The 13773-nt window shown below is 71.4% G+C and carries 10 protein-coding genes; 8 read left to right on the forward strand and 2 right to left on the reverse strand.

All coding sequences use genetic code 11. The annotated features are described in order from the left end of the window. Window positions 1–73: 73 nt before the first annotated feature. Entirely contained in the window at window positions 74–433 is a 360-nt protein-coding gene (locus tag ACFY29_RS31770; RefSeq protein WP_328425743.1) for a YciI family protein, read from the forward strand. A gap of 16 nt (window positions 434–449) precedes the next feature. Here the strand turns inward: ACFY29_RS31770 and ACFY29_RS31775 are convergent, their stop codons facing one another. Continuing rightward, a complete protein-coding gene (locus tag ACFY29_RS31775; protein ID WP_328425741.1) occupies window positions 450–902 on the reverse strand; it encodes a cytidine deaminase in 453 nt (150 codons plus the stop codon). A gap of 142 nt (window positions 903–1044) precedes the next feature. Here ACFY29_RS31775 and hrpA point away from each other — a divergent pair, with 142 nt between their 5' ends. Next, complete coding sequence (hrpA, locus tag ACFY29_RS31780) at window positions 1045–5115, forward strand: ATP-dependent RNA helicase HrpA (RefSeq protein WP_386991988.1); 4071 nt, start codon at window positions 1045–1047, stop codon at window positions 5113–5115. A 6-nt stretch (window positions 5116–5121) separates the two neighbouring features. Here hrpA and ACFY29_RS31785 read toward each other — a convergent pair whose 3' ends face one another. Beyond that, window positions 5122–6051, reverse strand: a complete 930-nt coding sequence (locus ACFY29_RS31785; protein WP_328425737.1) for a LysR family transcriptional regulator — start codon at window positions 6049–6051, stop codon at window positions 5122–5124. Window positions 6052–6134: 83 nt separating this feature from the next. Between ACFY29_RS31785 and ACFY29_RS31790 the strand changes: the two genes are divergently transcribed. From ACFY29_RS31790 to ACFY29_RS31815, 6 genes are all read left to right on the forward strand, one after another. Beyond that, window positions 6135–6818: a succinate dehydrogenase cytochrome b subunit gene (locus ACFY29_RS31790; protein ID WP_328425735.1), complete on the forward strand. Its 684-nt coding sequence runs from the start codon at window positions 6135–6137 to the stop codon at window positions 6816–6818. Window position 6819: 1 nt separating this feature from the next. Continuing rightward, on the forward strand, window positions 6820–8757 hold the full coding sequence (locus ACFY29_RS31795; protein WP_386991990.1) for a fumarate reductase/succinate dehydrogenase flavoprotein subunit: 1938 nt from the start codon (window positions 6820–6822) through the stop codon (window positions 8755–8757). Further along, complete coding sequence (locus ACFY29_RS31800) at window positions 8754–9515, forward strand: succinate dehydrogenase/fumarate reductase iron-sulfur subunit (protein WP_355609885.1); 762 nt, start codon at window positions 8754–8756, stop codon at window positions 9513–9515. The genes ACFY29_RS31795 and ACFY29_RS31800 overlap by 4 nt, the downstream gene beginning before the upstream one ends. Before the next feature lie 609 nt (window positions 9516–10124). After that, window positions 10125–11309, forward strand: coding sequence for a zinc-dependent alcohol dehydrogenase (locus tag ACFY29_RS31805; protein WP_386991993.1), 1185 nt, complete (start codon window positions 10125–10127; stop codon window positions 11307–11309). A 190-nt stretch (window positions 11310–11499) separates the two neighbouring features. Next, complete coding sequence (locus tag ACFY29_RS31810; RefSeq protein WP_386991995.1) at window positions 11500–12510, forward strand: serine hydrolase; 1011 nt, start codon at window positions 11500–11502, stop codon at window positions 12508–12510. Window positions 12511–12623: 113 nt separating this feature from the next. Next, the gene (locus ACFY29_RS31815; protein WP_355607259.1) at window positions 12624–13766 is read left to right on the forward strand and encodes an MBL fold metallo-hydrolase; all 1143 of its coding nucleotides are present in this window, start codon (window positions 12624–12626) and stop codon (window positions 13764–13766) included. Window positions 13767–13773: the final 7 nt, after the last annotated feature.

Raw genomic sequence — 13773 nt, forward strand, 5'->3', positions numbered from 1 at the left:
AGTCATCGATCCGGGAGCCGCTGACCAGGACGGACGCCCACGCCGAGGGGCCACCCGCGCCTAGGGTGGGGGCATGCGATTCGACCAGCACACGGTCGTACTCCTAGTGCGGCCGGCGGACGCCCCGGAGCTGCCGCTGGACGCGGTCGACCGGTTGCAGAACGCCCACCTGGCCCATCAGGCAGGGCTGGTGGAGCAGGGCCTCGTACTCGCGGCCGGTCCGCTCCTGGACACCGACGACGAGCGGCTGCGCGGCTTCGTCGTGCTCTCGGTGGACCCGGACGCGGCCCGCGAGCTGTACCACAACGATCCGGCGGTGCGGGCCGGGCGCCTGGCCGTGCAGGTGATGAGCTGGATGGTGCCGGAGGGCAACGTACGGTTCGAGAGCGTGCCGATGCCCCGGTCGATGCTGGAGGCGGCGGCCGGCGACTGATCCGACGCCGGCGGGCTCAGCCGGCCGCGCCGGTGCGCGCCACGGGCACGACGCCCCCGGTCGCCCCCGGGTCGACCTGGTGGTCGGCCCAGACGTACGTCTCCGGCAGCAGCTCGTCGATCTCGACGACCCGCAGGGCGTCCGCCGGACCGACGATCACCCGCAGGGCCGGGAAGTAGTCGCGCAGCACCTGCCGGCACCGTCCGCACGGCGGAATGACCCCGCGCCCCCGGTCCCCCACCGCGACGATGGTCTCCAGCTCGGTCACGCCCTGGGTGGCGGCGGCGCCGACCGCGACGATCTCCGCGCACGGGCCTCCGGTGAAGTGGTAGACGTTCACCCCGGTGAAGACCCGCCCGTCGGCGGTCCGGACGGCCGCCGCCACGCTGTGGTTCTCGCTGCGGCAGCGCAGCTTCGCGACCGCCGTGGCGGCCTGCACCAGCGCCCGGTCGGTGTCCCGCAGCTCCATACCGGCCCCCCAGCGCTCGACGTCGGCCGCCAACTCTAGACCGCCGTCCAGCGGTCGAGAGACGCCGTCCGACCGTCGAAGGACCGGCCGCGCGATAACCCGGCGGCGATACGTCGTCGGGCTGCCTATCCTTGGGCACGACATGCAGAATCCAGCCGCCTCCGCCGCGACCGACCCGGTTCGCGAGCTGCACCGCCGCCTCTCCCCTCTGATGTTCCGCGACCAGCGCCGGCTCCAGCGGCGCCTGGACGGTGCCCGCAAGCTGCGCGACCCGCAGCGCCGGGAGGCCGCGCTGGCCGAGATCACCACCGACCTGGCCCGTGCCGAGCAGCGGATCGCCGCCCGGCGGGCAGCCGTACCTGTGATCACGTACCCGGCGGGGTTGCCGGTCAGCGAGCGCAAGGACGACATCGCCGCCGCCATCCGTGATCACCAGGTGGTGATCGTGGCCGGCGAGACCGGCTCCGGCAAGACCACCCAGATCCCCAAGATCTGCCTGGAGCTGGGGCGTGGGGTGCACGGGCTGATCGGGCACACCCAGCCCCGGCGGCTGGCCGCCCGTACGGTGGCCGACCGGATCGCCGACGAGCTGGGCACCGAGCTGGGCGACGTGGTCGGCTACAAGGTGCGCTTCACCGACCAGGTCAGCGAGCGCAGCCTGGTCAAGCTGATGACCGACGGCATCCTGCTGGCCGAGCTGCAGACCGACCGGATGCTGCGCCAGTACGACACGTTGATCATCGACGAGGCGCACGAGCGCAGCCTCAACATCGACTTCATCCTCGGGTACCTGCGCGAGCTGCTGCCCCGGCGACCCGACCTCAAGGTGATCATCACCTCGGCGACCATCGAGACCGACCGCTTCGCCCGGCACTTCGCCGGGCCGCCGACCGCCGACGAGCCGCAGGGCGTACCGGCGCCGGTGGTGGAGGTCTCGGGGCGAACCTATCCGGTGGAGGTGCGCTACCGGCCGCTGGTCGAGGTCGCCGAGGGCGAGGAGGACGGCGACGGCGACGAGGAGACCGTCCGCGACCAGATCCAGGCGATCGGTGACGCCGTCGAGGAGTTGGCCGCCGAAGGGCCCGGCGACATCCTGGTCTTCCTCAGCGGGGAACGGGAGATCCGGGACACCGCCGACGCGCTGGGCAAGCTGGTGCAGACGAAACGTCCGCTGCTCGGCACCGAGATCCTCCCGCTGTACGCCCGGCTCTCCAGCGCCGAGCAGCACCGGGTCTTCGCCGCGCACACCTCGCGCCGGGTGGTGCTCGCCACCAACGTCGCGGAGACCTCGCTGACCGTGCCCGGCATCAAGTACGTGGTGGACCCGGGCACCGCCCGGATCTCCCGCTACTCCAGTCGCCTCAAGGTGCAGCGGCTGCCGATCGAGCCGATCTCCCAGGCGTCGGCCAACCAGCGCAAGGGGCGCTGCGGCCGCACCTCGGACGGCATCTGCATCCGGCTCTACGACGAGCAGGACTTCCTCTCCCGGCCGGAGTTCACCGACCCGGAGATCCTGCGCACCAACCTGGCGTCGGTCATTCTCCAGATGACCGCGATCGGGCTCGGCGACCTCACCGCGTTCCCCTTCATCGACCCGCCGGACCGACGCAACATCACCGACGGCGTCAACCTGCTGCACGAGTTGGGCGCGCTGGACCCAGCCGAGACAGACCCGGCGAAGCGGCTCACCGCGCTGGGCCGGCGGCTGGCCCAACTGCCGGTCGACCCGCGGCTGGCCCGGATGGTGGTCGAGGGCGAGCGCAACGGCTGCGCCACCGAGGTGTTGGTGATCACCGCCGCGCTGTCCATCCAGGACCCCCGGGAGCGGCCGGCGGAGAAGCAGGCCCAGGCCGACCAGGCGCACGCCCGGTTCGCCGACAAGGAGTCGGACTTCGTCGCCTTCCTCAACCTCTGGCGCTACCTGCGGGAGCAGCAGCGGGAACTCTCCTCCAGCGCGTTCCGCCGGATGTGCAAGGCGGAGTACCTGAACTACCTGCGGGTCCGCGAGTGGCAGGACATCGTCGCCCAGCTGCGTCAGGTGCTGCGTACCCCCGAGGACGGCGACCGGCGCGGCGGGCGACCGGCGCGCGACACGGCGGACAGCGCGGACGCCGGCCGGGGTGCGAGCCGCCGCGGCGGCGCCGACCTGCCGGAGGAGATCGACACCCCGAAGGTCCACCAGTCGCTGCTGCCCGGCCTGCTGTCGCACATCGGCCTGAAGGACGCCCAGAAGCACGAGTACCTGGGTGCCCGAGGCGCCAAGTTCGCGCTCTTTCCCGGCTCGGCGTTGTTCAAGAAGCCGCCGCGCTGGGTGATGGCCGCCGAGTTGGTGGAGACCTCCCGGCTCTGGGGCCGGATCGCCGGCCGGGTCGAGCCGGAGTGGGTCGAACCGCTCGCGCAGCACCTGGTCAAGCGCAGCTACAGCGAGCCGCACTGGGAGAAGAAGCAGGCCGCGGTGATGGCCTACGAGAAGGTCACGCTGTACGGCATTCCGCTGGTCACCTCCCGCAAGGTCAATTTCGGGCGGATCGACCCGGCGCTGAGCCGGGAGCTGTTCATCCGGCACGCCCTCGTCGAGGGCGACTGGCAGACCCACCACCAGTTCTGGGGTGACAACCAGCGGCTGCTGTCCGAGATCGAGGAGTTGGAGAGCCGGGCCCGGCGCCGGGACATCCTGGTCGACGACGAGACCATCTTCGGCTTCTACGACCAGCGGATCCCGGCCGACGTGGTCTCCGGCCGGCACTTCGACACCTGGTGGAAGAAGACCCGCCGGGACCAGCCCGACCTGCTCACCTTCACCCGCGACCTGCTGGTCAACGACGGCCGGCTGGGTGTCGACGAGGGTGACTACCCGGACGAGTGGCAGACCCAGGGGGTGGCTCTGCCGCTGACCTACCGGTTCGAGCCGGGTACGCCGACCGACGGCGTCACCGTGGACATCCCGCTGCCGCTGCTCAACCAGGTGCCGGCGGAGAGCTTCGACTGGCAGGTGCCGGGGCTGCGCGAGGAGACGGTGATCGCGCTGATCCGCTCGCTGCCCAAGCCGGTGCGCCGCAACTTCGTTCCGGTGCCGGACTACGCCCGGGCCGCCCTGGCGGCGATCACCCCGGGCGAGGAGCCGCTGCTGGACGCGCTCACCCGGCAGCTGCGCCGGATGACCGGGGTGACCGTGCCCCGCGACGCCTGGGAACCAGCCAAGCTCCCGGCCCACCTGCGGGTCACCTTCCGGGTGCTCGACGCCGACGACAAGCCGGTCGCCGAGGGCAAGGACCTGACGGCCCTGCAACGCCAGCTCCGCCAGGAGGTACGCCAGGTGGTGGCGGCCGCCGCGCCGGAGGTGGTCCGCACCGGGCTGCGCGAGTGGAGCATCGGCGATCTTCCTCGCACCATCGAGCAGGTCCGGGCCGGCTACGCGGTGACCGCGTACCCGGCGCTGGTCGACGAGGGCGCCACGGTCGGGGTGAAGGTCTTCGACTCCCCGGCCGAGGCGGAGGCGGCGCACTGGGCCGGCACCCGCCGGCTGCTGCGGCTCACCGTGCCGTCCCCGGCGCGGTTCCTGCAGGGCCGGCTGAACAACGAGGCGAAGCTGGCGCTGAGCCGCAACCCGCACGGCGGCGTACAGGAGCTGATCGAGGACGCGGCGGGCGCGGCCATCGACCGGCTGATCGGTGCCGCCGGTGGGCCCGCCTGGGACGCCGAGGGGTTCGCGGCGCTGCGCGAAAAGGTCCGCGCCGACCTGGTCGACACCGTGGTCGAGGTGATGGACCGGGTACGCAAGGTGCTCGCCGCCGCGTACGCCGTCGAGCAGCGGCTCGGCGCCACCCGGAACCTGGCCGTGGTGGCCGCGCTGGCCGACATCCGCAACCAGCTCGCCGGGCTGGTGCACGCCGGTTTCATCACCGAGACCGGGTACGCCCGGCTGCCCGACCTGCTGCGGTACCTCACCGCCATCGAGCGCCGGCTGGAACGGCTGGGTGGCAACCCGCAGCGGGACCGCCAGCAGCAGGACCGGGTCGCGGCGGTGCAGAAGGAGTACGCCGACCTGCTCGCCGCGCTGCCACCGGCGCGTCGGCAGGAGACGGCCGTCCGGCAGATCCGCTGGATGATCGAGGAGTTGCGGGTGAACGTCTTCGCCCAGGCGCTGGGCACCCCGTACCCCGTCTCGGAGCAGCGGATCTACCGGGCGATGGACGACGCCGAGGGCCGCTGACGGCGGTCAGAGCGGATCCACCCCGGGCGGGAGCTCGTCACGATCGATCGCCGACTGTATGTAGTCGAGCAGGATCCGGCGAAGCTCCCGGCCGGCGTGGGTCGGCACGACGTCCCGCCGACGGGCCACCGCGATGGTCCGCCGCACCCCGGGTGCCGCCAGCGGCGTGATTCGCACCCCCGGCCGGCGGGCCAGCACGATGCCGGGCACCAGCGCGATACCGAGCCCGGCCTCGACGAAGCTGAGCACCGCGTCCATCTCGCCGCCGTCCACCGCGAAGGTCGGCTCGAAGCCCGCCTCCCGGCACGCCTGGATGGTGGCATCGCGCAGGTCGTAGCCCTCGCGGAACATCACCATCGGCTGGCCGCGCAGGTCGGTGATGCGTAGTTCCCCGGCTGCCGAGGCGGTCGGCACCTCCTCCACCGACGCCACCACCAGGCTCTCGCGCAGGATCGGGTCGACGCGCAGCCCGGGGTCGGCGCCCTGGGCCGGCATGATGATCAAAGCCAGGTCGAGGTCGCCGCGGAGCAGGTCGCGCACCAGGTCCTGGGACCCACCCTCCTCGACCTTGAGGTCGACGGTGGGGTGCGCGTCGCGGAACCGGCGCAGCACCGGTGGGGCGAGCGAGGTGGCCAGGCTCGGGGTGGCGCCGAGCCGGACCCGACCGCGGCGCAGCCCGACCAACTCCTGCACCTCGCGGGTCGCGGTGTCCACGTCGGCGAGGATCCGGGTGGCCAACGGCAGTAGCACCTCACCGGCCGCGGTGAGGGTGATGTTGCCCCGTACCCGCTCGAACAGGGGCGCCCCGAGGTCGGTCTCCAGAGCGTGAATTTGCTTACTGAGAGATGGCTGAGTGATGCCGACGATGTCGGCGGCTTGGGTGAAATGTCGTACTTCCGCCACCGCAACGAAGTACCGGAGCTGATGGAGCTGCATCTACATAGCTTACGGCTATCAAGACTGCGAGTTTGATGCATTGGACGACTGATCCGAGTGCTCCTAGCGTCGGTTGCGTGGTAATGACGAAAACTCGGTCGCCCATCCGCTCGAACGTCGGCCTCAAGGCCGTCATGGCGGTGACGGGCATCCTGCTGGCGCTGTTCCTGATCGCGCACATGCTCGGAAACCTGAAGGTGTTCACGGGCGAGACCTCGTTCGACCACTACGCGCACTGGCTGCGCGACATCGGCAAGCCGCTGCTGCCGGGCGTGTGGTTCCTGTGGATCCTGCGCATCGGGCTGGTGGTGGCCGTCGTCGCGCACATCGTGGCCGCGACCGTGCTGGCCCGGCGGGCCCGCGCGGCCCGCCCGGTCAAGTACGCCCACCGCAAGAAGGTCAACGGCAGCTACGCGGCCCGCACGATGCGCTGGGGCGGGGTGATCATCCTGCTGTTCGTGATCTACCACCTCCTGGACCTGACCACCGGCACGCTGAACCCGGTCGGCGACCCCAGCAAGCCGTACGGCAACGTCGTCGCCGACTTCGCGCCGGAGCGCTGGTACGTCACGCTCTTCTACACCCTCGCCATCGTCACGGTGGGCTTCCACGTGCGGCACGGTGCCTTCAGCGCGTTCCGCAGCCTCGGCCAGCAGACGCCGCGGGGTGAGCGCCGGGCGCGCACCGCCGCGCTGATCTTCGCCGTCCTGCTCTGCGCCGGGTACCTGGTGGTCCCGTTCGCCGTACTCACCGGATTGGTGTCCTGACATGGAACTCTTCACCGAGGGCGACCCGATCGCCGACACGAAGGCTCCCGACGGCCCCATCGAGAAGCGCTGGGAAACCCGGCGCTTCGAGGCCAAGCTGGTCAACCCCGCCAACCGCCGCAAGATGACGGTGATCGTGGTCGGCACCGGCCTGGCCGGCGGCTCGGCCGCGGCCACGCTGGCCGAGCAGGGCTACCACGTCAAGTCCTACTGCTACCAGGACAGCCCGCGCCGCGCACACTCGATCGCGGCGCAGGGTGGCATCAACGCCGCGAAGAACTACCGCAACGACGGCGACTCGGTGCACCGGCTGTTCTACGACACCGTCAAGGGCGGCGACTTCCGCTCCCGGGAGTCGAACGTGCACCGGCTGGCCGAGGTTTCGGTCAACATCATCGACCAGTGTGTCGCCCAGGGCGTGCCGTTCGCCCGCGAGTACGGCGGCCTGCTGGACACCCGCTCCTTCGGCGGCGCCCAGGTGCAGCGCACCTTCTACGCCCGGGGCCAGACGGGTCAGCAGCTGCTGCTCGGCGCGTACCAGGCGTTGGAGCGGCAGATCGGCCTCGGCAACGTCGAGATGAACACCCGGCACGAAATGCTGGAGCTGGTCATCGTGGACGGCAAGGCTCGGGGCATCGTCGTCCGGGACATGGTCACCGGCGAGATCAGCACCGAGATGGCCGACGCCGTGGTGCTCGCCTCCGGCGGCTACGGCAACGTCTTCTACCTCTCCACCAACGCCAAGGGCTGCAACGTCACCGCCACCTGGCGGGCGCACCGCAAGGGCGCGTACTTCGCCAACCCGTGCTACACCCAGATCCACCCGACCTGCATCCCCGTCTCCGGCGACCACCAGTCGAAGCTGACCCTGATGAGCGAGTCGCTGCGGAACGACGGCCGGGTCTGGGTGCCGAAGACCAAGGGCGACGACCGCAACCCCCGGGACATTCCCGAGGACGAGCGGGACTACTACCTGGAGCGGATCTACCCCTCCTTCGGCAACCTGGTCCCCCGGGACATCGCCTCCCGTGCCGCGAAGAACGTCTGCGACGAGGGCCGGGGCGTCGGGCCGACCAAGCTCGGTGTCTACCTGGACTTCGCCGACGCGATCGGTCGGCTGGGCCGCAAGGCCATCGAGGCCAAGTACGGCAACCTCTTCGAGATGTACGAGCGGATCACCGGCGAGGACCCGTACGAGGTGCCGATGCGGATCTACCCCGCCGTGCACTACACGATGGGCGGCCTCTGGGTCGACTACGACCTCCAGTCGAGCATCCCGGGCCTGTTCGTGATCGGCGAGGCGAACTTCTCCGACCACGGCGCGAACCGGCTCGGCGCCTCGGCGCTGATGCAGGGCCTGGCCGACGGCTACTTCGTGCTGCCCACCACCATCGCCAACTACCTGGCCTCGGGCTCGCTGGACAAGGTCGACGCCACCCACCCGGCGGCGATCGAGGCGCGCACCGACGTCGAGGACCGGATCCAGCGGCTGCTGGCGGTCAACGGCGACCGGACCGTGGACTCGTTCCACCGGGAGCTGGGCCAGGTCATGTGGGAGCACTGCGGCATGGAGCGCAGCGAGGCCGGGCTGCGCAAGGCGATCGACGAGATCCGCGCCCTGCGCGACCAGTTCTGGCAGCGGGTCAAGGTGTCCGGCGAGGGCGAAGGGCTCAACCAGTCGCTGGAGAAGGCCGGCCGGGTGGCCGACTTCTTCGAGCTGGCCGAGCTGATGTGCATCGACGCCCTGCACCGCGAGGAGTCCTGCGGCGGCCACTTCCGGGCCGAGCACCAGACCCCGGACGGTGAGGCGCAGCGCGACGACGACCGGTTCGCGTACGTGGCGGCCTGGGAGTTCACCGCCACCGGTGAGCCCTCGGTGCTGCACAAGGAAGACCTGAAGTTCGAATACGTCCACCCCACGCAGCGGAGCTACAAGTGAACCTGACCCTGCGCATCTGGCGCCAGAAGGGCCCTGAGGACAAGGGTCGGATGGTGACCTATCCGGTCAACGACGTGTCCCCGGACATGTCGTTCCTGGAGATGCTCGACGTGCTCAACGAGCGGCTGATCCTCGACGGCGAGGACCCGGTGGCGTTCGACCACGACTGCCGCGAGGGCATCTGCGGCATGTGCGGTCTGATGATCAACGGTGACGCGCACGGGCCACAGCGCGGCACCACCGCCTGCCAGCTGCACATGCGGCAGTTCAAGGACGGCGAGACGATCGACATCGAGCCGTGGCGGGCCAGCGCCTTCCCGGTCATCAAGGACCTGGTGGTCAACCGGGGCGCCTTCGACAAGATCATCGCCGCCGGTGGCTACATCACCGCGCCAACCGGCAGCGCGCCCGAGGCGCACTCCACGCCGGTGGCCAAGGCCAACGCGGACGCCGCCTTCGAGTCGGCGGCCTGCATCGGCTGCGGCGCGTGCGTGGCTGCCTGCCCGAATGGCTCCGGCATGCTCTTCACCGCCGCCAAGCTCACCCAACTCTCGCTGCTACCGCAGGGCCAGCCCGAGCGGTACACGCGGGTGATCGGCATGGTCGACGCACACGACGAGGCCGGCTTCGGCGGCTGCACCAACGCTGGCGAGTGCACCCCGGCCTGCCCGAAGGGCATCCCGCTGAACACCATCGGTCGGCTCAACCGCGACTACCTCAGGGCGACCGCCACCCGCGGAGACACCCCCGGCTCCTGAGCTGGCCGGCGGGTCCGCCCGCCACGGCCCGCACCGACCGCCGTACCTCCTGCCGGAGGTGCGGCGGTCGGCATTTGCGCGGATCCCACCGACGCTGAGCTGTACGAGCACCTGATCCGGCTGCTGAGCCTCGCTGTTCCGACGGTGCGCACGGCCGCCAGGTCGTGGGAGTGTATGACCCCGTCGACGTCCTGTAGAGCTGCCCCAAATATGGGGCAGCGCGGCCCGGGGGCACACGTCCGACCACGGACACACGCCCGGCGGCGAGGGCCACCCAGCCACACGCACGTCCGACCACGGACGCACGGCCGACGGCGAACGCTCACCAAGCCACACGCACGCCCGACCACGAACGCACGCCCGACGGCGAACGCCCACCCACTCACGGAGGCAAGCGGGGCCGCGGAGGCACGCGGCCACGGGCACACGCCCGACCACGAACGCACGCCCACCCACGGGCACACACGCACGGCCCGACCGCCCCAAATATGAGGCAGCTCTACAGGGACCGGGCACACCCCTCGACCGCGTCGGGGCGGACGGTCGAAGTCGGTTCAACTCCCCTTCCCCGGGTAGCAGTCAGGCAGGAAGCGAGGGAGGCAACCAGAATTGAAGGCGTTGACCTGGCAGGGCAAGCGGGACGTACGGGTCGAAGAGATCCCGGACCCCCGGATCGAGGAGCCGACCGACGCGATCGTGAAAATCACGTCGACCGCGATCTGCGGCTCCGACCTGCACCTGTACGAGGTGCTGGGGCCGTACCTGAAGCCCGGCGACGTACTCGGCCACGAGCCGATGGGCATCGTCGAGGAGGTCGGGCCGGGGGTGAGCCAGCTCAAGCCCGGCGACCGGGTGGTGGTGCCGTTCAACATCTCCTGCGGCAGCTGCTGGATGTGCCAGCGCCAGCTCTACGCCCAGTGCGAGACCACCCAGGTCAGCAGCGAGGGCAAGGGCGCTGCGCTGCTCGGCTACACCTCGCTCTACGGATCGGTCCCCGGCGGGCAGGCCGAGTACCTGCGCGTCCCGCAGGCCCACTTCGGACCGATCACCATCCCGCAGAGCGGCGCCGACGAGCGCTACCTCTATCTCTCCGACATCCTGCCCACCGCGTGGCAGGCCGTGAAGTACGCGGACACCCCGCCCGGCGGCACCCTGGCCGTGTTCGGGCTGGGCCCGGTGGGCCAATTCTGCGCCCGGATCGGCCGCCACCTCGGCGCGGGCCGGGTGATCGGGCTGGACCTGGTGCCCGAGCGGCTGGAGCTGGCACGCCGGCACGGCATCGAGGTACTCGACGTCCGCGAGCTGGACGACGTACCGGGCGCGCTGATCGATCTGGTCGACGGACGCGGCCCCGACGCGGTGATCGACGCCGTCGGCATGGAGGCGCACGGCGCACCGGCGGGCAAGCTGGCTCAGACCGCCGCGGGACTGCTGCCGGACAAGCTCGCCCGGACGATGACCGATCGGGTGGGCGTGGACCGACTCTCCGTGCTGCACGCCGCGCTCAAGGCGGTCCGCCGCGGCGGCACCGTCTCGATCTCCGGCGTCTACGGCGGCGAGGCCGACCCGATGCCGATGATGGAGATGTTCGACCGGGGCATCCAGCTGCGGATGGGGCAGTGCCACGTGCGCCGGTGGACCGACGAGATCCTGCCGCTGCTCGCCGGCGACGACGACCCGCTGGGCGTGGAGGACCTGCGGACTCACCGGATGCCGCTGGCCCGGGCGCCGGAGGCGTACGAGATGTTCCAGAAGAAGGACGACGGCTGCATCAAGGTGGTACTCGCACCGTGAGCCGGGTGGTTGTGATCGCTGGCGCGACCAGCGGGATCGGCCGGGCGACGGCCCAGGCCATTGTGGACCGCCTCGACCGCGGTCGATGCCGCGCTGCGCACCTGAGCGGTTGGAGGGCATCGTGAATCGATCAACTCGCCTAGGGTGGTGGGCCGGTAAGCGCTTCGGCGCACCACGACGGGAGAGACGATTGACTATCCGGCTGAACCGCAGGACGGCGCTCGGGCTGGGCACGGTGGCCACCGCCGGTACGGTGCTCGGCGCGGCCGCGCCGGCGAGCGCCGCCGAGGGCACCGAAGCCGTCCCGACCACCCCCGCCAAGGCCGCCAACCGGGTCGCCGCCGCCTACACCCGGCACAGCACAGAGGCCGGGGGCAACTGGCAGGCGTACGTCAGCGTGGCCGACCCGGCCGGCCCGCCCGTGGTCGCGGTGACAGCCGATGCGGACCGGCGGATCGAGGCGTACAGCGTCAACAAGATCGCGGTGGCCACGGCGGTCCTGGACAAGGTCGACCGAGGGCTGCTGACCCTGGACCAGCGGGTCGAGGTGACCGCGGCGATCGTCGTGCCGGGCGGCGACGGCATCTTCAGCCTGGATGGCGCGTACCCGAGCAGCGTGACCCTCGGGCACGTGCTGGCCGCCCTGCTGACCGTCTCCGACGACACGGCGGTGCGGCTGTGCGGGTCGGTCTGCCCAGCCGCCGAGCTGAACGCCATCCTGGTCGGCAAGGGCTTCCCGAACACCCAGGTCGAGCCGGTGGCCAACCCGAACCGGTTCTTCCTCGGCACCAGCACCCCCCGGGAGACGCACGACCTGCTGCGCGCCCTGGTCGCCGGCACCCTGCTCTCCCCCGCCTCGACGGCGTTCCTGCTGGGGCTGCTGCGCTCCCCGGTGGCCTTCACCGACGGCATCCGGCGCACCATGTCCTCCGACGAACGGGCGCGTATCGCCACCAAGGCCGGCTGGTTCGCCGACGCCCGGCACGAGGCCGGGGTGATCTTCGACCGGTCCGGCGCCGCGGTGCTCACCTACGCGCTCTTCGCCGACGGGCAGGCCGACCCGGACGACTTCGGCGCCACCCACCCGGCGGTGCAGGCCCGGGCCGCCATGGGCCCCCGGTTCCTGAAGGCGGTGGACCGGCTCACCGGCGCCGGAACGGCGTACCGGACGGCGGCACGGCGGCCCAGCAACGGCGGCTGAGCCCGGCACCGGATCGGTCGCCGAAGCGGCGACCGATCCGGTGCGGCGACCGCCGACACGCGAGCCGACCCGGGTGACTACCGTGTAGTGCGGGACACTGCGGAGGGACGGCGATGGCACCAGCTGAGCGCACGGACGTCGAACGGTCACTCGGGCGACGGATGCGGGGTGCGGCCGGACTGGCCGCGCTGGCCGGACTGGCCTGGGCGGCCCGGGACGTGCCGGCGGCACTCGGCGGCCGACTCACCGGGGCCCGGGCTGAACGGGCGGCCCGCTCGCCGCAGTTTCGCGACGGCACCTTCCACAATCAGGCCGGAACCCGCACGATGATCGCCGACCCGGGCCGCAACCTGCTCCGCGAGCTGATCTTCGGCAAGCAGAAGCGGCGCCCGAGCACCGCGGTGCCGCTGCTGCGCCCGAGCGCACCACAGGCGACCGACACGACCGACGAGCTCACCATCGTCTGGTACGGCCACGCCTCGGCGCTGATCGAGATCGAGGGTCGGCGGGTGCTCCTCGACCCGGTCTGGAGCGAGCGCTGCTCGCCGTCGGGCCTGGTCGGCCCCCGCCGGCTGCACGAGCCGCCGGTACGCCTGGATGAGCTGCCCCCGCTGGACGCCATCCTGATCTCCCACGACCACTACGACCACCTGGACATGGCCACCGTACGGGCGCTGCTGGCCGGGCAGTCCGCACCGTTCCTGGTGCCGCTCGGGGTGGGCGCGCACCTGGACCGGTGGGGCGTACCCGCCGACCGGATCATCGAGCTGGACTGGGCCGAGTCACACCGGGTCGCCGGGCTGGAGATCACCGCCACCGCCGCGCAGCACTTCTCCGGCCGGGGGCTGCGCCGCGACGGCACGCTCTGGAGCTCCTGGGTGGTCGCCGGCGCCCGACGCAAGGTCTTCTACACCGGCGACTCCGGCTACTTCGACGGGTACGCGGCGATCGGCGCGGAGCACGGACCGTTCGACGTCACGCTGATGCAGATCGGCGCGTACGACCGCGCCTGGCCGACCATCCACATGTTTCCCGAGGAGGCGGTCAACGCCCACCTCGACCTGCGCGGCGGGCTGTTCATCCCGGTGCACTGGGCGACGTTCAACCTGGCCCTGCACGACTGGTCCGAGCCGGTGAACCGGCTGTGGGCCGAGGCGAAAGCCCGCGACGTCCGGCTGGCCGTGCCCCGCCCGGGTGAGCGGGTGGTGGTCGACGACCCGCCCGCCGTGGACGGCTGGTGGCAGGCCGTCGCCTGACGGGGTA

This window comes from Micromonospora sp. NPDC000668 (assembly GCF_042897975.1).
Lineage (GTDB): Bacteria > Actinomycetota > Actinomycetes > Mycobacteriales > Micromonosporaceae > Micromonospora.